General features: G+C 70.4%; 25 protein-coding genes. 15 read left to right on the forward strand and 10 right to left on the reverse strand.

Annotated features, from left to right (window positions below; all coding sequences use genetic code 11):
- Positions 1-33: 33 nt before the first annotated feature.
- From BJ972_RS11265 to hemE, 5 genes are all read right to left on the reverse strand, one after another.
- Positions 34-288 carry a DUF3618 domain-containing protein gene (locus BJ972_RS11265; protein WP_129172356.1) on the reverse strand — a complete coding sequence of 85 codons (255 nt, stop codon included), beginning with the start codon at positions 286-288 and terminating at the stop codon, positions 34-36.
- Positions 278-676 carry a phage holin family protein gene (locus BJ972_RS11270; protein ID WP_164989857.1) on the reverse strand — a complete coding sequence of 133 codons (399 nt, stop codon included), beginning with the start codon at positions 674-676 and terminating at the stop codon, positions 278-280. Before BJ972_RS11270 ends, BJ972_RS11265 begins: the two co-directional genes overlap by 11 nt.
- Before the next feature lie 13 nt (positions 677-689).
- A complete protein-coding gene (locus BJ972_RS11275; RefSeq protein WP_179419947.1) occupies positions 690-1,160 on the reverse strand; it encodes a hypothetical protein in 471 nt (156 codons plus the stop codon).
- Positions 1,161-1,249: 89 nt separating this feature from the next.
- Positions 1,250-2,689, reverse strand: a complete 1,440-nt coding sequence (gene hemG / locus BJ972_RS11280) for a protoporphyrinogen oxidase (protein WP_129172354.1) — start codon at positions 2,687-2,689, stop codon at positions 1,250-1,252.
- Entirely contained in the window at positions 2,686-3,783 is a 1,098-nt protein-coding gene (gene hemE / locus BJ972_RS11285; RefSeq protein ID WP_129172353.1) for a uroporphyrinogen decarboxylase, read from the reverse strand. The genes hemG and hemE overlap by 4 nt, the downstream gene beginning before the upstream one ends.
- A 68-nt stretch (positions 3,784-3,851) precedes the next feature.
- On the opposite strand from hemE, the gene BJ972_RS11290 reads away from it, so the two are divergent.
- Genes BJ972_RS11290 through BJ972_RS11305 form a run of 4 tightly spaced genes read left to right on the forward strand, consistent with a single transcriptional unit; the run spans position 3,852 to position 6,750 of the window.
- On the forward strand, positions 3,852-5,189 hold the full coding sequence (locus BJ972_RS11290; RefSeq protein WP_129172352.1) for a glutamyl-tRNA reductase: 1,338 nt from the start codon (positions 3,852-3,854) through the stop codon (positions 5,187-5,189).
- A 22-nt stretch (positions 5,190-5,211) separates the two neighbouring features.
- Positions 5,212-6,237 carry a zinc-binding dehydrogenase gene (locus BJ972_RS11295; RefSeq protein ID WP_129172649.1) on the forward strand — a complete coding sequence of 342 codons (1,026 nt, stop codon included), beginning with the start codon at positions 5,212-5,214 and terminating at the stop codon, positions 6,235-6,237.
- 20 nt (positions 6,238-6,257) lie between these two features.
- Complete coding sequence (locus BJ972_RS11300) at positions 6,258-6,542, forward strand: putative quinol monooxygenase (protein ID WP_129172351.1); 285 nt, start codon at positions 6,258-6,260, stop codon at positions 6,540-6,542.
- A gap of 43 nt (positions 6,543-6,585) precedes the next feature.
- Positions 6,586-6,750 (forward strand): hypothetical protein, encoded by a 165-nt coding sequence (locus BJ972_RS11305; protein WP_164989856.1) that lies wholly within the window; start codon positions 6,586-6,588, stop codon positions 6,748-6,750.
- 81 nt (positions 6,751-6,831) lie between these two features.
- On the opposite strand, the gene BJ972_RS11310 is transcribed toward BJ972_RS11305, so the two are convergent.
- On the reverse strand, positions 6,832-8,220 hold the full coding sequence (locus tag BJ972_RS11310; protein ID WP_129172350.1) for a glycine--tRNA ligase: 1,389 nt from the start codon (positions 8,218-8,220) through the stop codon (positions 6,832-6,834).
- A 100-nt stretch (positions 8,221-8,320) separates the two neighbouring features.
- On the opposite strand from BJ972_RS11310, the gene BJ972_RS17705 reads away from it, so the two are divergent.
- Genes BJ972_RS17705 through BJ972_RS11330 form a run of 4 tightly spaced genes read left to right on the forward strand, consistent with a single transcriptional unit; the run spans position 8,321 to position 13,582 of the window.
- Positions 8,321-10,882: a bifunctional lysylphosphatidylglycerol flippase/synthetase MprF gene (locus tag BJ972_RS17705; RefSeq protein ID WP_164989855.1), complete on the forward strand. Its 2,562-nt coding sequence runs from the start codon at positions 8,321-8,323 to the stop codon at positions 10,880-10,882.
- Positions 10,879-12,159, forward strand: coding sequence for an alpha/beta hydrolase (locus tag BJ972_RS11320; protein WP_129172348.1), 1,281 nt, complete (start codon positions 10,879-10,881; stop codon positions 12,157-12,159). Before BJ972_RS17705 ends, BJ972_RS11320 begins: the two co-directional genes overlap by 4 nt.
- Positions 12,156-12,890, forward strand: a complete 735-nt coding sequence (locus BJ972_RS11325; RefSeq protein ID WP_129172347.1) for an alpha/beta fold hydrolase — start codon at positions 12,156-12,158, stop codon at positions 12,888-12,890. Before BJ972_RS11320 ends, BJ972_RS11325 begins: the two co-directional genes overlap by 4 nt.
- Positions 12,887-13,582 (forward strand): esterase/lipase family protein, encoded by a 696-nt coding sequence (locus BJ972_RS11330; protein ID WP_129172346.1) that lies wholly within the window; start codon positions 12,887-12,889, stop codon positions 13,580-13,582. Before BJ972_RS11325 ends, BJ972_RS11330 begins: the two co-directional genes overlap by 4 nt.
- A gap of 108 nt (positions 13,583-13,690) precedes the next feature.
- On the opposite strand, the gene BJ972_RS11335 is transcribed toward BJ972_RS11330, so the two are convergent.
- From BJ972_RS11335 to BJ972_RS11345, 3 genes are all read right to left on the reverse strand, one after another.
- Positions 13,691-14,590, reverse strand: coding sequence for a hypothetical protein (locus tag BJ972_RS11335; protein ID WP_129172345.1), 900 nt, complete (start codon positions 14,588-14,590; stop codon positions 13,691-13,693).
- Between the two features lie 80 nt (positions 14,591-14,670).
- Complete coding sequence (locus BJ972_RS11340) at positions 14,671-15,585, reverse strand: serine hydrolase (protein ID WP_218851329.1); 915 nt, start codon at positions 15,583-15,585, stop codon at positions 14,671-14,673.
- Entirely contained in the window at positions 15,579-17,573 is a 1,995-nt protein-coding gene (locus BJ972_RS11345; protein ID WP_129172343.1) for a M13 family metallopeptidase, read from the reverse strand. Before BJ972_RS11345 ends, BJ972_RS11340 begins: the two co-directional genes overlap by 7 nt.
- A 55-nt stretch (positions 17,574-17,628) precedes the next feature.
- On the opposite strand from BJ972_RS11345, the gene BJ972_RS11350 reads away from it, so the two are divergent.
- Together BJ972_RS11350 and BJ972_RS11355 are read left to right on the forward strand one after the other, a co-directional pair.
- Positions 17,629-18,000 carry a YccF domain-containing protein gene (locus BJ972_RS11350; protein ID WP_129172342.1) on the forward strand — a complete coding sequence of 124 codons (372 nt, stop codon included), beginning with the start codon at positions 17,629-17,631 and terminating at the stop codon, positions 17,998-18,000.
- A 28-nt stretch (positions 18,001-18,028) separates the two neighbouring features.
- Positions 18,029-19,321 carry an MATE family efflux transporter gene (locus BJ972_RS11355; protein WP_129172341.1) on the forward strand — a complete coding sequence of 431 codons (1,293 nt, stop codon included), beginning with the start codon at positions 18,029-18,031 and terminating at the stop codon, positions 19,319-19,321.
- A 179-nt stretch (positions 19,322-19,500) separates the two neighbouring features.
- Here BJ972_RS11355 and BJ972_RS11360 read toward each other — a convergent pair whose 3' ends face one another.
- On the reverse strand, positions 19,501-20,565 hold the full coding sequence (locus BJ972_RS11360; protein WP_129172340.1) for a LacI family DNA-binding transcriptional regulator: 1,065 nt from the start codon (positions 20,563-20,565) through the stop codon (positions 19,501-19,503).
- Between the two features lie 83 nt (positions 20,566-20,648).
- Between BJ972_RS11360 and BJ972_RS11365 the strand changes: the two genes are divergently transcribed.
- Genes BJ972_RS11365 through BJ972_RS11385 form a run of 5 tightly spaced genes read left to right on the forward strand, consistent with a single transcriptional unit; the run spans position 20,649 to position 24,595 of the window.
- Complete coding sequence (locus tag BJ972_RS11365; protein WP_129172339.1) at positions 20,649-21,893, forward strand: MFS transporter; 1,245 nt, start codon at positions 20,649-20,651, stop codon at positions 21,891-21,893.
- Positions 21,890-22,339 (forward strand): hypothetical protein, encoded by a 450-nt coding sequence (locus BJ972_RS11370; protein ID WP_129172338.1) that lies wholly within the window; start codon positions 21,890-21,892, stop codon positions 22,337-22,339. The genes BJ972_RS11365 and BJ972_RS11370 overlap by 4 nt, the downstream gene beginning before the upstream one ends.
- A 25-nt stretch (positions 22,340-22,364) precedes the next feature.
- Positions 22,365-23,180, forward strand: a complete 816-nt coding sequence (locus tag BJ972_RS11375) for an SseB family protein (protein WP_129172337.1) — start codon at positions 22,365-22,367, stop codon at positions 23,178-23,180.
- Positions 23,181-23,196: 16 nt separating this feature from the next.
- Positions 23,197-23,892 (forward strand): endonuclease NucS, encoded by a 696-nt coding sequence (gene nucS / locus BJ972_RS11380; RefSeq protein WP_129172336.1) that lies wholly within the window; start codon positions 23,197-23,199, stop codon positions 23,890-23,892.
- Positions 23,893-23,929: 37 nt separating this feature from the next.
- Complete coding sequence (locus BJ972_RS11385; protein WP_241830688.1) at positions 23,930-24,595, forward strand: HAD hydrolase-like protein; 666 nt, start codon at positions 23,930-23,932, stop codon at positions 24,593-24,595.
- Positions 24,596-24,608 lie beyond the last annotated feature (13 nt).

Below are 24,608 nucleotides of genomic sequence, written 5' to 3' on the forward strand. Positions count from 1 at the left end.
CGCTTCGGGGCAAGGGCCAAAACGACAGCGAGCTCAGTCGTCGAGGCGCGAACGGACGACGAGCCACACGATGCCGCCGACCGTCGCAGCGACGCCTGCGGCCGCGGCGATGGCGCCGCCGGGGTTCTCGGCGTAGAAGGCTCGGGCCCGAACCTGGGCGCGGCGGGTGGCACGACCGATGCGCTTCGGGAAGTTCAGGCGGTCTTCGAGGGCGTTCAGGGTCGCGACGAGATCGGCGCGGGCATTCTCGACGTCACGGCGCGCTTCGGCGCGGCTCTCACCGGTCATACTCTCCGACTCCCTTGATGGCGTTGAGGTCTTGCTTGAGGCTCTCGGCCGTCTCGACCGGCTCGGATCCGCGCTTGAACGCGCGGAGCGCGAGCAGGGCGAAGATGACGATGATGAGCAGCAGGACGCCCGAGACCGAGAGTGCTGCGGCCCAGGCCGGCATGACGAGCGCGAGGGCGAGGATGCCGGTCGCGATGAGCGTTCCGAGCAGGAACACGGCTATGAACGCTGCGGCGAGCACGAACGCTCCACCGAGCCCGAAGTTCTTCGCCTTGAAGGCGATCTCGGCCTTCAGGCGGTTGAGCTCGGCGGCGACGAGGTCGCCGACCACCTGCGGGATCTGCCCGAGGAGAGTCAGCAGAGAGCGGTTGTCGCTCGATTCGGCCACGATCGCCTCCGGCTTACTTATCGGTCGACGTGGACGTCGACTTCGTCGTACGCGTGGTGGTGCTGCGCGGCTTCGCGGGGGCCTTCTTGGCCGGGGCGCGCTTAGCCGGGGCGCGCTTCGGCTTCTCGGCCTCGGTCACGACCGCGTCGACCTCGGATGCGGCGGCATCGACGGCCTTGGCCGCAGCGTCGGCGGCCTTCGACGTCGCCGTGGCCGCACTCTTCTGAGCCGACTTGGCGTCGGAGCCCGCAGCCTTCGTGACGGCGTTGAGCACGCGCTTGGCGCCGTCGAGCACCGTCCCGCCGACATCGCCGACGCGGGCGAGGGCGAAGCTCTTGGCCGACTCGACACCGTTCTGCACGGGAGCCGTGTTCCACACCGAGCTCGCGGCCGATGCGATCTGCTCGTAACGCTCGCGCCCGGCGCGCGTGCCGAGAACGTATCCGGTCGCCAGGCCGGCGACGAACAACAGTTTGCCCTTCATGGTGACCCCTCTTCGTTCGTGCACGTTGTTCCAGCGTAGACCCCCGCCCCTGATGCGCAAGGGGAGGTTGACGCAATATGCCGTTCGCGTTATGGACGCGGCGTGAGGCCCAGAGCGTTATGACGGATACGGAGAGCCGCCTCCTTCGCGTGCGGCACGACCGAGGCGAGGCCGGTGCCGGCGAGCCACGCTCCGGTCACCGCGATCGACGGGTCTTCGCGCACGAGCGACTCGAGCACGTCGACGCGTTCGCGCTGCCCGATCGCCGCGTGCGAGAGCGCGTCGCGCCAGGGCGTGCGTTCGACGGCCCGCAGGTCGGTCGAGCCGAGGTGCCGCCCGAGGAGTGCCGACGCGTCGGCGAGCGCGAGCGCCGTGACCGCGGCGTCGCCCTGCCCGTCGAGCGGGTTCGCCGCCCCGAGACGGCCGTAGGACAGACGGATGACGTGGCGATCGCCCGCCTCCTCGGCCAACCAGCCCCACTTGGCGCTCGCGTGCGTCATGGCCTTGGCCGTGACGCCGGGGGTGCCCTCGACGACGAGGAGGCCCGAGCCGCGGGGAGCCCCGAGATCGGGCGCGTCGACGACGAGAGTGACGAGTTCCACGGGCGGGCCCGCCGGCCACGGCACGGTCGTCGCCGCAGCCCAGTCGGGTCGCGCGCTCGCCAGCCACGGCAACGCCGAGGAGGCCGGCGTCGCGATGATCACGAAACGCGCGCGAGTGTCATCCCCCGCAGCTCGCGTCACGACCCAGTGGTCACCCTCGCGACGGAGCCCGTCGACCGCGTCGCCCGTCTCGATGCGGCCGGCAAAGTGGGCGATGCTCGCTCGCAGCGCGTCGACGAGTGTCGTCATGCCGCCGCGGAGTCCCTGCACGGCCGTGCCGGCGGGTCGCGAAGCGGCGAGCTGTGAAACTGCTCCGGAGAGCGATCCCGCGCGCGTCATCGCCGGATTGAGGCCGGGTGCGACGACATCGACGTCGAGATGGCGGGGGTCGGCCGAGTACACGCCGGTCGCGATGGGCGCGACGAGATTGTCGAGGACGGCACGACCCATGCGCTTCTCGACGAGCTCGCCGAGGTTCGATTCGCGTCCGATCGTGAGCACGGGCAGCAGGCGATCGGCGTAGGCGCGGATCGCGGCACGGGTGCCGATGACGGCGCGCACGTCGTTCGCGAGCGGCGAGGCGGGGATGCCGAGTACGCCCGTCTTCGGCAGCGGGGCGAAGCGCGGGCCGCCGTCACCGCCGTCGAGGGCGAGCCATGCGCCGCCGCCCGCGGGCGAGACGATACTGTCGGCGAGGCCGAGCTCGTCGAGGAGTTCGGCGACGTGTCCGCCGCGGGTCGCGAACGACTCGGCTCCGACGTCGACGCGCAGGCCGTCGAGTTCGGCCGACGCGATGCATCCGCCGATCTCGGGGCGCGCCTCGAGCACGACGGTGTCGAGGCCGACCTTGAGGCACTCACGCGCCGCGACGAGACCGGCGACACCGCCGCCGATCACGACGACGTCGATGACGGATGGCTCGCTCACAGCGAGTGCACCAGCTCGACGATGCGCGTGAGAACCGCGGGATCGGTCTCGGGCGGAACACCGTGACCGAGGTTGAACACGTGCGCCGGCGCCGCGCGGCCCTCGTCGACGATGCGACGCACGGCGGCCTCGAGCACCTCCCACGGGGCGCCGAGAAGAGCGGGGTCGAGGTTGCCCTGCAGAGGCACGGCTGCGCCGATGCGGCGCGCGGCCTCGTCGAGAGGGATGCGGTAGTCGACGCCGACCGCGTTGACGCCGATGGCGTGCATCGCGCCGAGCAGTTCGCCCGTTCCGACACCGAAGTGCACGGTCGGCACGAGGCCCGTGACCCATGAGAGCGCGCGCTGCGACGCGGGAGCGACGTGCCGCTCGTAGTCGGCGAGCGAGAGCGCACCGGCCCACGAGTCGAAGAGCTGAGCGGCTGACGCGCCGGCGAGCACCTGGGCGCGGAGGAAGCGGCCGGAGAGATCGGCGCACCACTCCATGAGCGCCGCCCATGCCCCGGGGTCGGCGTGCATGAGCGTGCGGGCCGCGAGGTGGTCCTTCGAGGGGCCGCCCTCGGTGAGGTACGCGGCGAGGGTGAACGGAGCGCCCGCGAAGCCGATGAGCGGCGTCGCCGGGCTGTCGCCGTTCGGCCGCTCGTTCAGTTCGGCGACGGTGAGGCCCACGGCCTCGGAGATCGGGGCGATCCCCTCGTCGAGACGATCGAGGTCGATGGATGTCAGTTCCGCGACATCCGCCCCCGTTCGCAGGGCCTTGTCGAAGACCGGGCCGCGCCCCGCGACGATGTCGACCGCGACGCCGACGAGACGGAGCGGCACGACGATGTCGCTGAAGAAGATGCCCGCGTCGACGCCGTGGCGTCGGATCGGCTGCAGCGTGATCTCGCTCGCGAGGGCCGGGTCGAGGCACGCGTCGAGCATGCGCGTGCCGACGCGCAGGTCGCGGTACTCGGGCAGCGAGCGGCCGGCCTGACGCATGAACCAGACGGGCGTGACCGGCGGGCGGTCGCCGCGATACGCGCGAACGAGCCGCGATCCGCTCGTGAGTCCGGAGGTGAGCGGGTGCTGGGCGTCGAGTTCCACGTGCCCCATTCTCTCCCGGACGGCGGCGCTCCGCTTCCCGATTCGAGGTACTCCACTACCGCGCGTAGAATCAATCGGTGCTCATCTGTCTATCCGCGAGTCACAAGAACACCGACTTCGACCTCCTCGAGAAGCTGTCGGTGATCGCGGACGCCTCCGCGCAGCACATGATCGGGCAGACCGATGCCATCCGCGGCGCGGTCGTCGTCGCCACGTGCAACCGCTTCGAGGCGTACATCGACCTCGACGAGCCCGACGGCGCATCGCCCATCCCCGCCATCACCGAGGCCATCTCGGCCGTCGGCGAAGACGCCGGCGTCGACCCCGCCGAACTGCGTGCGAGCCTCGACCTCGTACACGGCAACGCCGTCGCCCAGCACCTCTTCGCCGTGGCCTCCGGCCTCGAATCGGTCGTCGTCGGCGAGGGCGAGATCGCCGGACAGGTGCGCCGCGCCCTCGAGCGAGCCCGCCGCACGGGAACGACGAGCCCCGAGCTCGAGCGTCTCTTCCAGCGTGCGGCGCAGACCTCGCGTGCCGTCAAGAACTCGACGGGCATCGGCTCCGAGGGCCGCTCGCTCGTGCGCCTCGCCCTCGAACTCGCGTCGAGCCGTGTGAGCGACTGGTCGCAGACACGCGTCCTCCTCGTCGGCACGGGTCGCTACGCGGCCGCCTCCCTCGCCGCCCTCCGCGATCGCGGTGCGACCGAGATCCGCGTGCACTCCCCCTCGGGCCGCGGCGAGCGCTTCGCCGCGAGCCACGCCATGGAATCGGTGCACGCTCGCGACTTCTCCCGTGAAGCCGCCCTCGCCGATGTCATCGTCACGTGCACCAACAGCGACAACCACGTCGTCGACGCCGCACTGCTGCAGGCCGGTCGCGCACAGTTCGACGTCGTGGCCGACGGGCACCTGCAGATCGTCGACGACGAGCGCCCCGCGGCACGCGCACTGCTCATCGACCTCGGCCTCCCGCGCAACATCGACCCCGACGTCACGGGCGTCGACGGCATCGAGCTGCTCGACCTCGAGACGATCCGCATCCACGCCCCGCTCGAAGAGTTCAACTCGACCGACGTCGCGCGCGGCATGGTGCACCGCGCCGCGCGAGCGTTCGGCGCCGCGGGCGAAGAGCTCGACGTCGCCCCCGCCGTCGTCGCGCTCCGCAAGCACATCTTCGACGTGCTCGACGGTGAGATCGAGCGCGCCCGCCGCCGCGGAGATGACGACGGATCGACCGAAGAAGCCCTCCGCCACATGGCCGGCGTGCTCCTGCACACCCCGATGGTGCGCTCGCGCGAGTATGCACGCCAGGGCGAACAGCGCATGTGGATCGACGGGCTCCACGCCGTGTTCGGCGTCCGCCCCGGTGACGAGGAGCCCGCAGACTCCGGTTCGATCACGGCGGAGCGTGCCTGAGACCGGGTCGCTCCCCGCGACCATGCTCGCCGTCGTCTACGACGCGTTCGGCGAGACCCCCGAGCTCCGTTCGATCGCGACGCCGACCCCGAGCGCACGTGGCGTCGTCGTGCGCGTCGAGGCGACCGGTCTCTGCCGGAGCGATTGGCACGGCTGGTCGGGGCACGACAGCGACATCCGTCTGCCGCACGTGCCGGGCCATGAGCTCGTCGGTCGGATCGCGGCCGTCGGCGCGGAGGTCGAGCGGTTCGCCGTCGGCGACCGCGTCACGACGCCGTTCGTGTGCGCGTGCGGGCGGTGCCCCGAGTGCATCGCCGGCGACGGGCAGGTGTGCCGCAACCAGACGCAGCCGGGCTTCACCCACGAGGGTTCGTACGCCGAGTTCGTCGCCCTGCACGACGCCGACGTCAACCTCATCACCGTTCCCGACGACCTCGACGCGGGCGCCGCCGCCCTGCTCGGCTGCCGCTTCGCGACGTCGTACCGCGCGCTCGTGCACCGCGCTCATGTCGTGCGGGGCGAGCACGTCGTCGTCTTCGGCTGCGGCGGCGTGGGCCGGAGCGCCGTCATGATCGCCGCGGCCCTCGGCGCACACGTCGTCGCCGTCGACATCGACGCGGGTGCCCGAGCCGCCGCTCTCGCTGCGGGTGCCGTCGCCGCCGTCGATCCGCGGGCGGAGACCGACCTCGTCGCGCGGCTCCGCGAGCTCACCGACGGGGGTGCGCACGTCACGATCGAGGCGCTCGGCCTCGCGTCGACGACGGATGCCGCACTGCGAACGCTCCGGCGGCGCGGGCGTCACGTGCAGATCGGGCTCTTCGCCGCCGACCCCGTCGTGCCCCTCGGCGTCGTCATCGCGGGCGAGCTCGACGTCTTCGGCAGTCACGGCATGCCCGCGGCCGACTACCCCGAGCTGCTCGACCTCGTCGCGTCGGGCGCACTCCGGCCGGAGTCGATCATCGAGCGCCGCATCCCCCTCGCCGAGGCGCCCGCCGCGCTCGTCGCCCTGCCCGAGTCGCCCGGCGTCACCCTCATCGAGGTCTCCTGACGCGCGGCTAACGTCGAGGCATGAGTGGAGTGCGTCTGAGCGGATTCGTCGTCTGCGCGAATGAGCGCGAGGCGAGCGTCATCCGCCAGCACGTGCCCGAGCACATCGCTCTCACACGCGCCGAGCGAGGGTGTCTCTCGTTCGATGTGCGCGAATCGATCGATCCGCTTGTGTGGCTCGTCGACGAGCACTTCGACACCGACGAGGCGTTCGCGGCCCACCAGGCGAGGGTCGCGTCGAGCGACTGGGGGCGGCTGACGCAGGGAATCGAGCGGCGGTACACGATCACCGGAGGGTCGGCATGATTCAGCACTTGCCCTTGCTCTACACGGCGTAGAGAATGGAGTCATGACCGTTCAGCACACCGGAAGCCATGCACACGTCGTGTCACACCAGCGCTTCGTCCAGCTGAAGACCGAGTTCGCTCGTCGCTCCGGGCGTACCGTGACGAGCGTCATCCGTGCCGAGCGGAACGACGATCTCGTCGACGCGGGCGTACCCACCGATCTCTGACCGAACGCGCGAGTGCCCCTCGCGCGCCGGAGTACCGATCGAACGGCACTCCCGCGCGCGAGGGGCACTCGGGTGGAGGGGTCAGGCGCCGCGCAGGCGCTCCGCGAGGTACGCGTGCAGCGTCTCGAGCGGCACACGCTCCTGCTTCATCGTGTCGCGGTCGCGCACGGTCACGGCGTTGTCCTCGAGCGAGTCGAAGTCGACGGTGACGCAGAACGGCGTGCCGATCTCGTCCTGTCGGCGGTAACGACGACCGATGGCGCCCGAGTCGTCGAAGTCGACGTTCCACGAGGCGCGCAGCTCGTCGCCGACCGAACGCGCGAGCGGCGAGAGGGCCTCGTTCCGCGAGAGCGGCAGCACGGCGACCTTGACGGGCGCGAGGCGCGGGTCGAGACGCAGCACGGTGCGCTTGTCGACGCCGCCCTTCGCGTTCGGCACCTCTTCCTCGTGGTACGCGTCGACGAGGAACGCCATGAGCGCACGCGTGAGGCCGAACGACGGCTCGATCACGTAGGGGATGTAGCGTTCGTTCTTCGCCTGGTCGAAGTACGACATGTCCTTGCCCGAGGCCTCGGCGTGCACGCTGAGGTCGTAGTCGGTGCGGTTGGCGACACCCATGAGCTCGCCCCACTCGTTGCCCGCGAACTCGAACTTGTACTCGATGTCGACGGTGCGCTTCGAGTAGTGGGCGAGCTTCTCCTTCGGGTGCTCGAACCAGCGGATGTTCTCGGGTGTCATGCCGAGGTCGATGAACCACGCCCAGCAGAGGTCCATCCAGGTCTGCTGCCACTCGTCGTCGGAGCCGGGCTCGACGAAGAACTCGATCTCCATCTGCTCGAACTCACGCGTGCGGAAGATGAAGTTTCCCGGCGTGATCTCGTTGCGGAACGCCTTGCCGATCTGACCGATGCCGAACGGCGGCTTCTTGCGCGCGGCCTGGACGACGGCGGGGAAGTCGGTGAAGATGCCCTGCGCGGTCTCGGGGCGCAGGTAGTGCAGCCCCTCCTCGTTGTCGACGACGCCGAGGTAGGTCTTCAGAAGACCCGACATCTGGCGGATCTCGGTCCACTGGCCGACCTTGTCGGGGTGGTCGGGGTCGGGGATGTCGGCGAGACCGTTCTCGGGCGGGTGGCCGTGCTTGGCCTCGTACGCCTCGAAGAGGTGGTCGGCGCGATAGCGCTTGTGGGTCACGAGCGACTCGGTCAGGGGGTCGCTGAAGACCTTGACGTGGCCCGAGGCCTTCCACACGGCGGTCGGCAGGATGACGGCGGAGTCGAGTCCGACCATGTCGGCGCGACCGCGCACGAAGGTGTTCCACCACTGGCGCTTGATGTTCTCCTTGAGCTCCACGCCGAGGGGCCCGTAGTCCCAGGCCGACCGCGTTCCGCCGTAGATGTCACCGGACGGGAAGACGAATCCTCGGTGCTGGGCAAGCGTGATGACCGCGTCGAGACGCGACTTCTCTGCCATGGGGCTCCTTAACGGGGGGATGCGGGGTGCTCGCCAATCCTACCGATGTCGCGGAGAGCCTCTCTGGTGGGCGGCTCAGCCCCCTCGGTATGGTGGGCGCGTGAGCCAAGCGACCGAGACGACGGATTCCTCCGGGGGTGTGACCGGGCGCTTGCGTTCGACGGGCGAGGTGGCCCGGTCGTTCCTCTCCCGCATCCCCTTCAGCCTGACCGTCGCGATCGCGCTCGTGGCCGCGGCGATCGCGACCGGCACGATCACCGGCCCGGCATCGACGGCGACCCAGGATGCCTGGGCGGCGGGCGTGCACACGACGATCGACGCCGGTCACTGGTGGAGCGTGCTGACGGCCCTCGTCATCCCGTGGGATCCGTTCCAGCTCGTCGCCGGCGTCCTCGCCGCCCTCGCCCTGCTCGGTATCGCCGAACGGCGCATGGGCACGGCTCGGGTGATCGTCGCGTTCGTCGTGACGGGCGCTCTCGGCGTCGCGATCGGAGTCGCCCTGCAGTGGGTCGGCTCGCTCGCGGGCGAGTGGTGGTCGACCGAGACGGCAGCCGACCTCACGCTCGACCCCCTCACGGCGATCCTCGGCGCGCTCATCACGGCGACGGCGTTCATGGGGTCGCTGTGGCGTCGCCGGTTCCGCGTCGTGACGCTCGCGGCGATCCTCGTGTTCGTGCTCTACGACGGCGACTCGTCGAACGCCTACCGCCTCATCGCGATCCTCCTCGGCTACCCGCTCGGCGCGCTGCTCGCGCGTGACCCGTCGGCGCTGTCGATGCGTCGCTCGTCGCACGGCGAGACGCGCACCCTCGTCGCGACGATCGTCGCCGTCACCGGCATCGGCCCGCTCGTCGCCCTCATCAACGGCAGCGAGCTGACGCCGTTCGCCTACATCTCGTACCTCTTCGCCGACGAGGCGGTCGACCCCGCGACGGTGCTCGCGAAGTGCGGCGGGCCGACGACCACAACCTCCGAGGAGTGCCTGCGGCAGCTCACCCTGCTGAGCGGTCAGGGCTTCGGCATGCTCCTGCTGTCGTTCCTCCCGCTCGTCCTGCTGCTGCTCGCCGCGTGGGGCCTCGCGCGCGGACGTCGCTTCGCGATGTGGCTCGCGATCGGAGTCAACGCCGCCGTCATCCTCTTCGCCCGCACCGCGCTCGACGTGACCGACACGCTCGACGGCGACGACGACCTCTCGGACTGGAGCCTCTTCGACCTCGGCGAGCTGCTCGTCTGGATCCTCGCGGCCGCCGTGCTTCCGCTCCTCGTCATCATCATCCTCATCGTGTCGCGCCGGCACTTCACCCTCACCTCGCCGCGGCCCGCGTACGTGCGCTTCGTCGCCGTGACCGTGACGTCGTTCCTCGTGCTCGCGACGTCGTACTACGTCTTCGGCCTCGCGACTCTCGGTGACTACGCGCCGCCCGCCAACCCGCTCGATCTGCTGCTCGATACGTTCAAGCGATTCATCCCCCCGCACTTCCTCGGGGCGACCGACCCGATCATCGTGACGACCCACGACATCGCGGAGATCGCGTATCAGGCCGTCGGCCCGATCTTTTGGGTGATCTTCATCGTGAGCGCCGTGCTGCTCATGCGTGCGACCGAGTCGCGTGTGCGCGCACCCGAGTATGCCCGCATCCGCGCCATCCTGAAGCGCGGCGGCGGCGGAACGCTCGGCTTCATGGCGACCTGGCCCGGGAACGTCTACTGGTTCAGCGCCGATGGCGAGGCCGCCGTCGCGTACCGCGTCATCAACGGCATCGCCCTCACGATGAGCGACCCGCTCTGCACCGACGACCGCGCCGAGCAGACCATCCACGAGTTCGCCGCGTTCTGCGACAAGAACAGCTGGGTGCCCGTCTTCTACAGCGTGCACCCGCAGTACCTGCCGATCTTCGAGGCGATGGGCTGGCAGCACATGTCGGTCGGCGAGGAGACCCTCGTGCCGACCGTCGATCTCGAACTCACCGGCAAGCCGTGGCAGAAGGTGCGGCAGGCGCTCAACCGCGGCATCAAGGAGGGCCTCACGACGGTCTGGACCCGCTGGGACGACCTGCCCCGACCGACGATCGCCGCGATCAACGCGATCTCGGAGGAGTGGGTCGCCGAGAAGGAGCTGCCCGAGATGGGCTTCACCCTCGGCGGCATGGAGGAGCTGAAGGACCCGGATGTCGCCCTCATGCTCGCCCTCGGCCCCGACGGACGCATCCAAGCGGTGACGAGCTGGCTGCCGAGCTACCGCGACGGCAAGGTCGTCGGGTGGACGATCGACTTCATGCGCCGAACGGATGACAGCATGAACGGCGTCATGGAGTTCCTGATCGCCTCGGCGGCGCTGCACATGAAGGAGACGGGCGCCGAGGTGCTCTCGCTCTCGGGGGCACCCCTCGCGACGAAGCCCCTCCCGCCCGGCGAGGCGGCTCCCGAGCCGACCGTCATGACGCGGCTCTCCGAGTTCCTCGCGAAGACCCTCGAGCCGGCGTACGGCTTCTCGTCGCTCTTCCGCTTCAAGGCGAAGTTCAACCCGACGTACGAGACGATCTCGATGGCCTACCCCGACGCGCTCGCGCTGCCCGCCATCGGCATCGCCGTCGGCCGCGCGTACCTGCCCGAGGTCTCGCCGAAGGAAGCGATCGCGCTCGTCAAGACGTTGACCAAATGAACGCGCTGCTCGACCTCGAGGTCGCGGCCGGCCCCGTGCTCGTCGGGCTCTGCGTCGTGGCGATCGCCCTCGTCATCCTTCTCCTCGCGCGCGAGGCGACCCTGCGGTGGGCGGTCACCGCGCTCATCGCCGTCGTCGCGGGGGCGGGCCTCGGGCTCCTCGCCCTGTGGTTCGTCGTCGACGTCGCCGATGCGTTCGGCGGGCCGGTGAATCTCGCGACGGGCATCATGGTTCCCGCGGCGAGCGCCGGCATCGCCCTCGCGATCGTGTCGCTGCCGCGCGCCCGGCGCTGGCGCCGTGTCGTGGCGATCATCGCGATTCCGGTGTTCGCGCTGACGGCCGGGCTCGTGATCGTCGGCGCCTACGGCATCCAGCGTACGATCGGCGACATCCTCTACATCGACACGACCCCGCTCGCGCCGAGCACGCAGCCCGCGACCGCGCTGCCCGACCCGCTGTGGCAGAGCTGGGAAGCGCCCGCCGACATGCCGGCGACGGGCGAGTGGGGCGTCGTCGACCCGCCGATCGGCAACGCGGCCTCCGGTTTCGATGCCCGCCCGGCGCAGGTCTACTACCCGCCCGCCGCGCTCGTCGCGTCGCCGCCCGAGCTGCCGCTCCTCGTCTTCATGATGGGACAGCCCGGCGAACCGTCCGCCCGAGTGCTCGCGAGCACGCTCGACGACTTCGCCGCCCGCCACGACGGCCTCGCGCCCATCGTGCTCGTCGTCGACCAGCTCGGCGCACCGACCGCCGACCCTCTGTGTCTCGACACCGTGCGCGGCAACGCCGAGACCTACCTCTCGGCGGATGTCGTCGACTGGGCCCGCTCGAATCTCGGCGTCTCCTCCGACCGAACCCGGTGGATCGTCGGCGGCTACTCGAACGGCGGGCAGTGCGCGGCCTACCTCGGGGCCGTGTACCCCGAGACGTTCGGCAACATCATCGCGATCGCACCCGAGGAGTTCGCGGGCGAGAGCTTCCGCGGCGAAGTGCTCGACTCGGTCTTCGGCGGCGACCAGGCCGCGTACGACGCCGTCAAGACGCCGAACATCCTCGCCGCGGGCGACTACCCCGACTCGTGGGCGGTCTTCGCGGTCGGCGCCGACGACCCGGGCTACATCCCCGACACGAAGATCCTCGCGGCGGCGGCGCGCGACGCCGGCATGCGCACCGAGATCCGCGTGCTTCCCGGTACCGACCACGGGGTGAGCGTCATCGAACGCGGCCTCGCGTTCGGGCTCGAGACGCTCGCGCCACGGCTGGGGCTCGCCCGATGAGCACGACACGCAGCTTCAGCTCCGGCGACCGCACGATGATCATCACCGAGACGGGCGACGTCGACGGGCCCTCGTTCGTGCTGCTGCACGGCCTCGGCATGGGCCAGCGCTACTGGTCGGAACTCGCCGACCGCCTCGCCGAGACGGGCCGCGTCTACGCGCTCGACCTGCCGGGCTTCGGCGACGCCCCCGAGCCGCCCGAACCCCTCGACATGGCCGCCTCGGGCGACTTCGTCGCGCACATGATCTCGGAGGAGAAGCTCGAGAACGTCGTGCTCGTCGGCCACTCGATGGGTTCGCAGGTCGCGGTCGAGGCCGCGGCGCGTCATCCCCACCTCGTCGAGCGCCTCGTGCTCATCGCGCCCACCGTCAACCCGCACGAGCGCACCGCGGCGAAGCAGGCGCTGCGCATGCTGCAGGACGCGTCGCTGTCGCAGCCGAGGGTCTTCGCCATCGGAGCCTTCTACTACCTGAAGGCCGGGCCGCGCTGGTACATCAAGAAGCTCCGCACGATGCTCGCGCATCACGTCGAAGAGACCATGCCGCGCATCGTCGACGAGACCCTCGTGATCCGTGGCGAGAAGGACCGCCTCGTTCCGCGCGACTGGGCCGACGAGGTCGTGCGCCTCATCCCGCACGCGCGACTCGTGGAGGTACGCGGCCGCGGGCACGAGACGATGATCACGGCCGGCGAACAGGTCGCGCGACTCATCGCGGAGTTCGCGGCGTGAAGCTCGCGTGGTGGGCGCTCGACTACGTGTACGCCGTGTGGCGGCAGCTCGCGGGCCTCGCTCACCGCCGCCCGCCCGCGCGCTGGGCCCACGGCGACTCGGGGCGCCCCACCCTCGTGCTCGTTCCCGGCATCTACGAGAACTGGCGGTTCCTCGTGCCCCTCGGCGATGCGCTCAACGCTGCGGGGTACCGCGTGACCGTCATCCATGGGCTGGGGCTGAACCTCGGCGGCGTGCGCGAGAGCGGCGAGGCGATCTCGCGCGCACTCGACCGGGTGCGACCCGCTGCCGCCGGCCGGATCATCGTCGCCCACTCGAAGGGCGGCCTCATCGGCAAGCAGGTGCTCGTCGACGGCACGCGCGGCGTCGTCGGGCTCGTCGCCGTCTGCACGCCGTTCGGCGGGGCACGTCTCGCGCGGCTGTTCACCGATCGGCGCGTACGCGCGCTGCTGCCGACCGACGAGACGATCGTCATGCTCGGCTCGTCGACGGCCGTCAACGGTCGCATCGTGTCGGTGTTCGGCACCTTCGACCCGCACGTGCCCGACGGCAGCACCCTCGACGGCGCGACGAACATCGAGGTGCCCGTCGCCGGTCACTTCCGCATCCTGGGCGCCCGGGCGACGCACGAGGCGGTGCTCACGGGGCTCGGTGTGCTCACGCGTACCGACGTGCGCGGCGACGGTATGTAGGGCTTCTGCCGGTTGGTAGGCCCACGCGGCCCCTGCGGGCCTATACAGCGCCGAATCGCCTACAAACCGGGCGACGGGGAGGGCAACGGCGCGCCCGGATGACGCCCCTCAGAGCGCCTGCGCCTCCGCGACCTCGCCGATGACCACGATGTCGATGAACTCGTGGCCGTCGCGCACCGCGTCCGACGCTGCGATGACGCCGCGAAGCCGTTCGACGTCGGCCGCGGTCAGCGTGCCCGGTGCGCCGGCGGCGGTCGTGAGCGGCACGACGAACACTCCGAACGACAGATCGTCGTAGACGTCGATGCCCACCGCGTCGAGAAGTCCTTCATCGAGCAACGACTCACGCAGCGCGACGAACGTGTTGTACGACGCCGAGTCGGCCGTGTAGACGATCGACTCGACATCGACGTCCATCTCGTCGGCAGCGATGGCCGGGAATCCGCTCTCGAGGAACTCGCGCGCGGCCGTGATCGTGAGCCCGTCGCGCGACGCATAGTTGTCGATCGACGCGGCGAGCTGACCGTCCACGAAGTCGATACGGCTTGAGATGTACTGGCCCGAGGCGATGAGGTCGACCCACGAGTCGAGCTCGTCCGCGTGCGACTCGGCGGCCCACGCGTCGACACCCCAGGCCGCGACGTGTCCGCCCCAGTCGGAGAGGGCGCGCATCGTGCGGATCTGCGGCAGCTCAGCGAGCGGGCTCGCATCGACGAGCTCTTCGACGTCGTCGACGATGTCGCTGACGAGGGATGCCGGTGCGGAACCGACCTCGAGGGCGACCGTCAGTTCGAGCACGCCATCGTCGTTCACGCGTGCCGACGCTCGCCCGACGCCCGGAATCCGTTCGATCTCGTCGTTCAGCCCCTCCGCCGAATCGGAGGCCGGCGCGCTCGGGCGCACCGCGTCACCGAGGCGTGCAGCGACGTCGAACGGTGAGCATCCCGCGAGCAGTCCGACCACGACGACGGCCACGAGTGGGGCGGCGAGTCGTCGGCGTGAGGTCATCCGCCGAATCTACCGGCGCGCACCGCTTCGCGACGCCCCCACGATCGGGGCACCCCCGGCGTCGGGGCGAACGGATGCCGCTAGTGCACGTACTCCAGCAGGTCGAGGCCGACGCGGCGCATGCCGTCGAGCACCGCGAGGCGGGCCGAGAGCTGCGTGTCGGCGAACGACGTCGCGACGGCGTAGGCGACGCCGCCGCGCGGGCCGCGCAGCACGCCGACCTCGGCACGCACGCCGGCGTCGGTTCCGGTCTTGTTGACGACGAGCACGCCGTGGGCGGGTTCGCGGTGCGCGAGCGGGTCGAGGCCGAACGCCGACGCGACCATCGAGAGGTCACTGCCGAGCGAGAGCCAGCCGACGACGCGGTTCGAGACCGCGGGGCTCACGACCTCGCCGCGCACGAGCGAGGTGAACAGCCACGTGAGCTCCTTCGCCGAACCGATCGAGAGCTGCGGAGCGTCGTCGGGGCCGCGGTGATCGCGCACGATGTCGAGCAGCGCCGACCGCGAGAGACCGAGCGATTCGGTGCGAGCGCGTACGGCCTCGAGCCCTATGCGGCGCACGAGCACGTTCGTCGCGAGGTTGTCGCTCGTCGCTCCGACGAGGGCCGCGAGGTCGGGTGTCGGCAGCGACGGCACGAGGAGGTACTGCCAGAGACCGGAATCGGCGACGACGTCGGCACTCGTGCGGTCGAGCATCTCGATGCCCTCGGCACCGGGGGCCTCGAGTCGCGCGGCGACCTCGATGAGCAGCAGCACCTTGCCGATCGACGCCGTCGGCATGACGACGTGGTCGTCGATCGAGAAGAGCTCGGCACCGCTCGCGAGGTCGACGGCGCGCGCCGAGACCTGCACGCCCGAGAGCGCGAGCTCGCCGAGCGCGGTGAAGGTTCGATCGAACGTCGCCGCGGGCTCGGCGGCTCGCCGACGGCCACGGCGTTCGAGAGCGTGTCGAACCCGACGGGTGGGCAGCTCGGCCTGGCCCACGGCTACCAGATGGAGACGCGGTCGGCCGGAGCGAGCCAGAGGGCGTCGCCCTCGGTCACGTCGAAGGTCGTGTAGAACTCGTCGATGTTGCGCACGATCTGGTTGCACCGGAACTCGTTGGGCGAGTGCGGGTCGATCGCGAGCAGACGGATGACCTCTTCATCGCGCGCCTTCAACTGCCAGGCTTGCGCCCAGCTGAGGAAGAAGCGCTGCGCTCCGGTGAGACCGTCGATGACCTCGGGTTCGGCGCCGCCGAGCGAGATCAGGTAGGCCTTCCAGGCGATCGCGAGACCACCGAGGTCGCCGATGTTCTCACCGATCGTGAGGGCACCGTTGACGTGGTGCTCGGGCACCTGCGCGGGCGCGAGGGCGTCGTACTGCTCGATGAGCGATGCGGTGCGCTCCTCGAAGGCTGCGCGGTCGGCTTCCGTCCACCAGTCGGTGAGGCGTCCGTCGCCGTCGTACTTCGAGCCCTGATCGTCGAAGCCGTGACCGATCTCGTGGCCGATGACGGCACCGATCGCGCCGTAGTTCGCGGCGGCGTCGCGGCCCTCGTCGAAGAACGGGAACTGCAGGATCGCCGCGGGGAACACGATCTCGTTGAAGCCGGGGTTGTAGTACGCGTTGATCGTCTGCGGGGTCATGAACCACTCGTCGCGATCGAGCGGCTGTCCGATCTTGCCGAGCTCGCGGTTGAACTCGAACTCGGCCGTCTCGCGGACGTTGCCGACGAGGTCGTCGGCGTCGATCTCGAGAGCCGAGTAGTCGCGCCACTTCGCGGGGAAACCGATCTTCGGGGTGAACTTCTCGAGCTTGTCGAGCGCACGGTCGCGCGTCTCGGGGCTCATCCAGTCGAGGGTCGAGATCGACTGACGGTAGGCCTCGACGAGGTTCGCGACGAGCTCGTCCATCGCGGTCTTCGCCGCGGGCGGGAAGTGCCGCTCGACGTAGATGTGGCCGACGGCCTCGCCGAGTGCGCCCTCGACGAGCGAGACTCCGCGCTTCCACCGTTCGCGCAGCTCGGGCGTACCCGTGAGCGTGCGGCCGTAGAAGTCGAAGTTGGCCTGGACGAAGTCGTCAGAGAGGTAGGCGGCCGACGAGCGGACGATCTGCCACGCGAGCCAGTCCTTCCACGCGTCGAGGTGCTCGTCGGTGAGGAGAGCGCCGAGGCCTTCGCTGAAGCTCGGCTGACGCAGCACGATCTCGTTGAACGCGCCGCTCGGCACGCCCATCGCGTCGCGCCAGAAAGCCAGGTCGGCTGCAGAGGCGCCGCCGACGGCATCCGTCGCCCCGCCGCTCACGAGCAGAGCCGCATCGGACCACGAGAAGAGGTTGTACGTCTTCTCGCTGTCGCGGCTGTCGACGTTCGACCAGTGCACGGCGGCGATCGCCGTCTCGAGCTCGAAGATACGGTCGGCGCGTGCGGCCGTGTCGTCGAGACCGGCGAGGCCGAGCATGCGCGCGAGGTGGGCGCGGTAGGCGTCGCGCACCGAGGCGAAGCGCTCTTCGCGGAAGTACGACTCGTCGGGCAGGCCGATGCCGCCCTGCTCGACGAAGACGAGGTAGCGCTCGGGGTCGCCCGGGTCGTTGTCGACGTAGAGCTGGTAGAAACCGCTCACGCCCTGGTGCTCGAGGCGACCGAGGGTCGTGAGGAGGGTCGAGATCGATGAGACGGATGCCGCGTCGGCGAGCTGACCCGCGATGGGCGTCGCGCCGAGCGCTTCGACGCGCTCGGTGTCCATGAAGCTCGCGAAGAGGTCGCCGACCTTGCGGGCCTCGGTGCCCGGCTCGGCGTCCTGCGACTCGATGATGATGTCGCGCACCGCCTTCTCCGCCTCTTCATGGAGCAGATAGAACGAGCCGTAGCGCGCCTTGTCGGACGGGATCTCGGTGCGTTCGATCCAGCGACCGTTGACGTGGCGGAACAGGTCGTCCTGAGGGCGGACGGACTCGTCGAGTTCGGAGCGATCGATACCGGCGGGCAGCGCGTCAGTCATGCACTCCACCTTACGGGCGGACTCTGACAGAGGCCCGTGCTTTGATGTACCCACCATGAAGACTCTGTTGAACATCATCTGGCTCGTGCTCTCGGGCTTCTGGCTGTTCCTCGGTTACACGCTCGCCGGCATCATCTGCTGCATCCTCATCATCACGATCCCGTTCGGCCTCGCGTCCTTCCGCATCGCCCGCTACGCCCTGTGGCCGTTCGGCAAGCGCGTCGTGCAGCGGCCCACATCGGGCGCCTTCTCGTTCATCGGCAACGTCATCTGGTTCATCGTCGCCGGTCTCTGGCTCGCGATCGGCCACGTCGTCTCGGGCGTCGCGCTCTGCATCACGATCATCGGCATCCCGCTCGGCATCGCCGACTTCAAGATGATCCCCGTCTCGCTCGCCCCTCTCGGCAAGGAGATCGTCGACGTCTAACGACTCCCGGCGCGCGACCGATCGACGGATCGCCGCCCTCGCCTTCCCCGCGCTCGGCGCGCTCATCGCCGAACCGCTCTTCCTGCTCGCCGACACGGCCATGATCGGCCATCTCGGCGAGACCCCGCTCGCGGGCCTCGGCCTCGCCGCCGCGATCCTGCAGACGATCATCGGCCTCATGGTCTTCCTCGCCTACGCGACGACGCCGGCGGTCGCCCGGCGCTTCGGTGCGGGCGACGAGCGCGGCGGAGTCGCCGCGGGCATCGACGGACTCTGGCTCGCGGCCGGCATCGGCATCGTGCTCGCGGTCGCCGGCTGGTTCGCGGCGCCCGCCCTCATCGGTGCGTTCGGCCCCGCGGCGGATGTCGCGCACGAGGCATCCGTCTATCTGACGATCTCGATGCTGGGCCTGCCGGCGATGCTCGTCGTGTTCGCCGCGACGGGCCTGCTCCGCGGTCTGCAGGACACGCGCACGCCGCTCATCGTCGCGGGCGCGGGCTTCGCGGCCAACGTCGCCCTCAATGCGCTCCTCATCTACGGGCTCGGCTGGGGCATCGCAGGGTCGGCGATCGGCACGGTCATCGCGCAATGGAGCATGGTCGCGGTCTACCTCGTCGTCGCCGCGCGGCACGCCCGTCGCGTGGGCGCAGGGCTCCTGCCGCGCGGCCTCGGCGTCGTGAGCGGCGCACGGTCGGGCGGTTGGCTCTTCCTCCGCACGCTGAGCCTGCGTGCGGCGCTGCTGCTCGCGACGTTCGCCGCGACGAGTGCGGGGTCGGCCGAACTCGCCGCGTTCCAGATCGCGATGACGATCTTCTCGACGCTCGCCTTCGCTCTCGACGCCCTCGCGATCGCCGCGCAGGCGCTCGTCGGCAAAGGGCTCGGGGCGGGGGATGTCGCGGGCGTGCGCTCCGTGCTGCGACGGTGCCTCGTGTGGGGTGCCGGCGGCGGTGCGGTGCTCGGTCTCGTGCTCGCGGCGCTCTCGGGGGTCATCGGGCCGCTGTTCACGAGTTCGGCCTCGGTCTCCGACATCCTGCCGCCGACGCTCCTCGTGCTCGCGCTGTCGGTGCCGCTCGGCGGAGTCGTCTTCGTGCTCGACGGCGTGCTCATCGGTGCGGGCGATGCGCGCTACCTCGCGTGGACGGGCCTCGTGAACCTCGCGGCGTTCGCGCCCCTCGTCGGGCTCGTGCTCGCCTTCGGGCCTGCCGGCGCGGCGGGCCTCGCGTGGCTCATGGCGGCGTTCGCGCTCGGCTACCTCGGCGCCCGCGCGGTCACGCTCTCACTGCGCGCCCGCGGCACGCGCTGGATGCGCACCGGCGTCTGAGCTCAGCCGCCCACATCCCCCACTCCCGCATCCCTGTTCGCAATTCAGGCCGGCACACGTGTCGCCGGGTCGCGTGCCCACTCGAGTGCCGCGACACGCCGGTGCGTACCTGAATTACGAACAGCGCGGCGACGCAAGGAGGGTGCAGGGAGGGTCAGCGGGTGCAGGCGAGCGCAGCGTCAAGAGGTGCGCGGCGGCGCCGTCGTCGCGCCGACGTGCAGGGTGCTCGTGAAGCTGACGGAGGCGGGTTGCTCTCCCGCGAGCATCGCGACGACGGCTTCACCGGCGGCTCGACCCTTCGCGACCGAGGGCTGCACGAGCGTCGTGAGGTCGTACGGCAGCCCGTCGACGCGGATCCCGTCGAAGCCGAGCACGCTGAGGTCTCCCGGCACGGCGATGCCGAGCTCTTCGGCGGCACGGATGACGCCGGCGGCGAGCAGGTCGCTCTGCGCGATGATCGCGGTCGGCGGGTTCTCGGCCGTGAGCAGGAGCCGCGCGGCATCCTGCCCCTCTTCGATGAGGCTGCCGCCCGCGACGCTCACGACGACGTCGGGGAACACGTCGCGCGCACCGGCGAGGCGCTCGATCGACGTGTCGACGCTCGCCCGCGCCTCGATCTCGGGGGTGAGGATGCCGCGGGCGCGCGTGCTCTCGAAGGGCAGGCTCACGACGGCGACGTGTTCGTGGCCGAGCTCTCGGAGGTGCTCGGCGCCGCGGCGTGATGCGTCGCGGTTGTCGATGCCGATGTGGGCGACGACGCCGGCGGGCGCGAAGCCCTCGATCGCGACGACGGGGATCCCGCGGCGGCGGAAGGTGTCGAGCGCTTCGTCGAAGCGGGGGCTGCAGCCGATGAGCACGACGGCGTCGACCGGTGCATCGTCGACGCTCACGGCGGTGCCCGCGCCCGAGCCGGCGTCGGTGAGCAGGAGCAACCCGGCGCCGAGCGGGGCGATGCCCTCGCTGAGGCCGTCGAGCATCTGGATCTTCACGGGGTCGAGGAATGCCGCGCGCACGCGCTCCTCGAGCACGACGCCGACGATGCCGGAGCGGCCGCGGCGGAGCGACCGGGCGCGGGGGTCGGGCCCGGCGTAACCGAGCTCCTCGGCCGCGGCGCGCACCTTCTCTTTCGTCGCGTCGGAGACGGGGCCGGAGCCGCTGAAGGCGATCGATGCCGTGGAGGCGGACACGCCCGCGTGCGCTGCGACATCGGCGAGCGTCGGTCGGGCGTGCGGTGCTCCGGTCATGATCTCCCCGCGTTGACAGTGTCTGTGGCCGCCTCTAGTCTATTCGAATCGATTCGATCGAATCGATTCGATGACGAGAGACCATGTCACAACAGACCTCCCCCCGCACCGCGCAGCAGCCGCGATCCCTGACCTCGTGGCGGAACGCCGTGTTCGCCATCTTCTTCCTCTCGGGCCTCAGCCTCGCGTCGTGGGTGTCACGCGTACCGGCCGTGCGCGACGACGCCGGCATCGCCCTCGACGTCGTCGGCCTCGTCATCCTCGGCATGTCGGCCGGCTCCGTCGTGGGCCTCGTGCTCGCCCCCTGGCTGCTCGCCCGCGTCGGCGCCCGCCGCGCCATGATCGGGTGCCTCCTGCTCGTCTCGGTCGGACTCGTCATCATCGGCATCGGCTCGACGGTCTTCGGGTCGGTCCCGGTGCTCATCGTCGGCATGGCGCTCTTCGGTCTCGGCAACGGTTGCGTCGACGTCGTCATGAACGTCGAGGGCGCCGAGGCCGAGCGCGAGATCGGCAAGACGCTCATGCCGCTCATGCACGCCTTCTTCAGCTTCGGCACGGTCACGGGTGCGGGCCTCGGCGCGCTCGCCTCGGCCGTCGGCATCCCCGTGCTCTGGCACCTCGTCGCGATCTCCGCGCTCATCGCGATCGCGGTCCTCGTCACCGTGCGCTTCATCCCGTTGCGCGAGGCCGTCGGCGACGACACCCGCCCCGCGGGCTCGACCGCGCCGCGTCGGCCGTGGCGCGAGCGCTTCGCCGAGAGCCTCCGAGTCTGGGCCGACGTGCGCCTCCTGCTCATCGGCGTCGTCATGCTCGGCATGTCGTTCAACGAGGGCGCCGCGAACGACTGGCTCGCCCTCGCGACGGTCGACGGCCACGGCCTCTCGAACACGACCGGCGCTCTCATGTTCGGCACCTTCGTCACCGCGATGACGATCGCGCGCATCATCGGCGGCCCCGTGCTCGACCGCTTCGGCCGCGTGCCCGTGCTGCGCGTCTCGGCCGCACTCGGCATCGTCGGCCTCAGCCTCTTCATCTGGGGCGGCGAGCCCTGGATGCTCTTCGTCGGCACGGCGCTGTGGGGCCTCGGTTGCGCCCTCGGCTTCCCGGTCGGGATGTCGGCGGCGGCGGATGACGCGAAGAATTCCGCCGCACGGGTGAGCGCCGTCGCGATCATCGGCTACTGCGCGTTCCTCGCGGGCCCGCCGCTGCTCGGCTTCCTCGGCGAGAACCTCGGCATCCTGAACGCCCTGCTCGTGCTCCTCGGACTTCTCGTCGTCGCCGGACTCGCCGCCCCTGCCGCGCGGGAACGCGCGAGAATCAAGGCATGACCGAATCCAGAGAACGACCGCGCCCCGAGCACGTCCGACCGCAGGGTGTCGACGACCAGACGGTCGAGGCGCTCGGCAAGCTCTCGGAAGCGCTCGAGGTGATCGAGGACGCCCGCGGCTCGCTGTACCGCTTCCACCGCCTGGCGGGCAAGGCCGACCTCGCGATCGGCGAGGCCGTCGACCTGCTGCGCGACGCCGGGCACGGGGCGATCGCCGACCGCATCGAGACCGAGATCGTCGGCCGCAATGTCATCGAGGGCCGGTGGACGTTCCAGATCGTCGAGGAGTACGACGCGGGCTACTACGCGGCCGCGAAGTCGGCCGAGCAGGCCGCGCGCGATGAGCTCGTCGACGGCAAGCGCCACCTCTTCGAGGCCGAGATGAAGGAAGACCGGCGCACGCACGGAGCCCGGCACCACGAGGCGGTCCCGCCCGAAGCCCCCTGATCGTCGGCGTGACAGACTCGAGGGCATGGCCGAGCTCGTCGACAACACCCTCCTTCGCGCGGCGGTAGCCGCCTTCGCCGCAGCGCCCGACCAGGCGACGTACTTCGATGTCCTGCGCGCGAGCCTGCACGGCGAGCTCCTCATGGATGCCACGGGCTCGAGCATCACCTACACCGAGGACGGCACGTCGATCGCGGCCGGCTCGCGGATCGTCTTCCGCGAAGGCGAGGCGCCCGACGGAGGGCGCGCGATGTTCGCCTTCACCAGCCAGGAGAAGGTCGGCGACCTGCACCCCGACGACCGCGACAGCGTGCAGACCATCGGACAGACCGCGATCGCGACGCTCGAACTTGCGGTGAGCCAGGGCTTCGCATGGCTCTACATCGATCCCGCGGGCCCGACGTGTGCGCTCGAGGTCGCCCACCTGCACTTCGTGCTGCGGAACGCCCACAACGACGCCGTCGCCGCCGCGATCGTGCAGCCCATGGGCTCGCGCGAGGCCGTGATCGAGGCCCTCGCACTCGGCGGCACGCTGCTCTACGCGGTCACCGAGCACGACGACGGCCGCGTCGAGGTGGCGACGTCGACGAACCCGGCGGGCGAGCCCGTCTACCTCGCCTTCACCTCGGCGGCCGAGGTGCTCGCTCGCGACCCTCGGGCCGCGGTCGCCGCGATCGACGTGAACCGCGTCGTGAGCGACGCGCTCACCGAGCCGTTCGCCGGCCTCGTCATCAATCCCGGCGGTCCGTGGATGTCGCTCGACCCCGACGAGCTGCGGGAACTGCAGTCGCGCCTGCCCGCCGTCGACGACGAGCCCGGCGCCGACGAGTCCGACTCCTAGGCTCTAGGCTCGACGGGTGCGTCTTGTCATTGCGAAGTGTTCCGTCGACTACGCCGGGCGACTCCAGGCACACCTGCCTCTCGCCACGCGACTCCTCGTCGTGAAGGCCGACGGCAGCGTCCTCGTCCACTCGGACTCGCTGTCGTACAAGCCCCTCAACTGGATGAGTCCGCCCTGCACCCTGCAGTCGAGCGAGCCCGACGACGAGCAGCGCGAAGCCGGCATCGTCGAGACCTGGCGCGTCACCCACACGAAGACGGCCGACACCCTCGTCGTGTCGATCTACGAGATCCTCCACGACTCCGACCACGAGCTCGGTATCGACCCCGGCCTCCAGAAGGACGGCGTCGAGGCTCACCTGCAGAAGCTCCTCGCGGAGCAGATCGAGGTGCTCGGCGAGGGGCACCGCCTCATCCGCCGCGAGTACATGACCGCGATCGGCCCCGTCGATATCCTCGCGACGGATGCCGCGGGCGCATCGGTCGCCGTCGAGATCAAGCGTCGCGGCGACATCGACGGTGTCGAGCAGTTGACGCGCTACCTCGAACTGATGAACCGCGACCCGCGACTCGCTCCCGTCGCCGGCGTCTTCGCCGCGCAGGAGATCAAGCCGCAGGCTCGCACCCTCGCGGAAGACCGCGGAATCCGCTGCGTCGTGCTCGACTACGACGCGATGCGCGGCATCGACGATTCGCACACACGCCTGTTCTGACCCTCCCCCCGCTCCTCCTCTCCCCAAGGATGACTTCGTGAACCACACTCTGCAGCGCACCTGGTCGGCCGTACTCTTCGACCTCGACGGAACGATCACCGACTCGGCGCCCGCGATCACCGATTCGCTCGCCCACATGTTCCGCACGCTCGAGCTGCCCGTGCCGGGCGAGTCCGAGCTGCTGCGCTACGTCGGTCCGCCGCTGCTCGACACGCTCCGCGCCCTCGCGGGCTTCAACGAGGAGCAGGCACTCGCGGCACTCGCGATCTACCGCGAGAACTACGTCGGACACTCGGTCAACGCCCCCGTCTTCCCGGGTGTCGCCGGTGTTCTCGCGCAGGTCCACGCCGCCGGCATCCCCCTCGCCCTCGCGACGTCGAAGCCCGAGTCGATGGCGGTGCCGATCCTCGAGCACGCCGGTCTCGCCGAGTACTTCCAGGTCATCTGCGGCGCGACCGACGACGAGGTGCGGAGCGCGAAGGCCGACGTCGTCGCCGAGGCCCTCCGCCGCCTGCAGGAGGCCGGTGTCGACACCGAGCACGCCGTCATGGTCGGCGACCGCAGCTACGACACCCTCGGCGCCGCGGTCAACGGCGTTCCGACGATCCTCGTCGAGTGGGGTTACGGCAGCCCGGCCGAGGCCGAACAGGCGATGGCGGTCGTGCATTCGGCCGACCAGCTGCGCACCCTGCTCCTCGGCTAATACCCCTGATCGG

It is taken from the genome of Agromyces atrinae (assembly GCF_013407835.1).
Taxonomy (GTDB): Bacteria; Actinomycetota; Actinomycetes; order Actinomycetales; family Microbacteriaceae; genus Agromyces; species Agromyces atrinae.

Excerpts from the sequence above, each read along its gene's own strand:
- BJ972_RS11265 (WP_129172356.1), bottom strand. The coding sequence starts at position 288 with ATGACCGGTGAGAGCCGCGCCGAAGCGCGCCGTGACGTCGAGAATGCC.
- BJ972_RS11275 (WP_179419947.1), bottom strand. The coding sequence starts at position 1,160 with ATGAAGGGCAAACTGTTGTTCGTCGCCGGCCTGGCGACCGGATACGTT.
- hemE (WP_129172353.1), bottom strand. The coding sequence starts at position 3,783 with ATGGGGCACGTGGAACTCGACGCCCAGCACCCGCTCACCTCCGGACTC.
- BJ972_RS11295 (WP_129172649.1), top strand. The coding sequence starts at position 5,212 with ATGCTCGCCGTCGTCTACGACGCGTTCGGCGAGACCCCCGAGCTCCGT.
- BJ972_RS11300 (WP_129172351.1), top strand. The coding sequence starts at position 6,258 with ATGAGTGGAGTGCGTCTGAGCGGATTCGTCGTCTGCGCGAATGAGCGC.
- BJ972_RS11305 (WP_164989856.1), top strand. The coding sequence starts at position 6,586 with ATGACCGTTCAGCACACCGGAAGCCATGCACACGTCGTGTCACACCAG.
- BJ972_RS11310 (WP_129172350.1), bottom strand. The coding sequence starts at position 8,220 with ATGGCAGAGAAGTCGCGTCTCGACGCGGTCATCACGCTTGCCCAGCAC.
- BJ972_RS11320 (WP_129172348.1), top strand. The coding sequence starts at position 10,879 with ATGAACGCGCTGCTCGACCTCGAGGTCGCGGCCGGCCCCGTGCTCGTC.
- BJ972_RS11325 (WP_129172347.1), top strand. The coding sequence starts at position 12,156 with ATGAGCACGACACGCAGCTTCAGCTCCGGCGACCGCACGATGATCATC.
- BJ972_RS11335 (WP_129172345.1), bottom strand. The coding sequence starts at position 14,590 with ATGACCTCACGCCGACGACTCGCCGCCCCACTCGTGGCCGTCGTCGTG.
- BJ972_RS11345 (WP_129172343.1), bottom strand. The coding sequence starts at position 17,573 with ATGACTGACGCGCTGCCCGCCGGTATCGATCGCTCCGAACTCGACGAG.
- BJ972_RS11350 (WP_129172342.1), top strand. The coding sequence starts at position 17,629 with ATGAAGACTCTGTTGAACATCATCTGGCTCGTGCTCTCGGGCTTCTGG.
- BJ972_RS11360 (WP_129172340.1), bottom strand. The coding sequence starts at position 20,565 with ATGACCGGAGCACCGCACGCCCGACCGACGCTCGCCGATGTCGCAGCG.
- BJ972_RS11365 (WP_129172339.1), top strand. The coding sequence starts at position 20,649 with ATGTCACAACAGACCTCCCCCCGCACCGCGCAGCAGCCGCGATCCCTG.
- BJ972_RS11370 (WP_129172338.1), top strand. The coding sequence starts at position 21,890 with ATGACCGAATCCAGAGAACGACCGCGCCCCGAGCACGTCCGACCGCAG.
- BJ972_RS11375 (WP_129172337.1), top strand. The coding sequence starts at position 22,365 with ATGGCCGAGCTCGTCGACAACACCCTCCTTCGCGCGGCGGTAGCCGCC.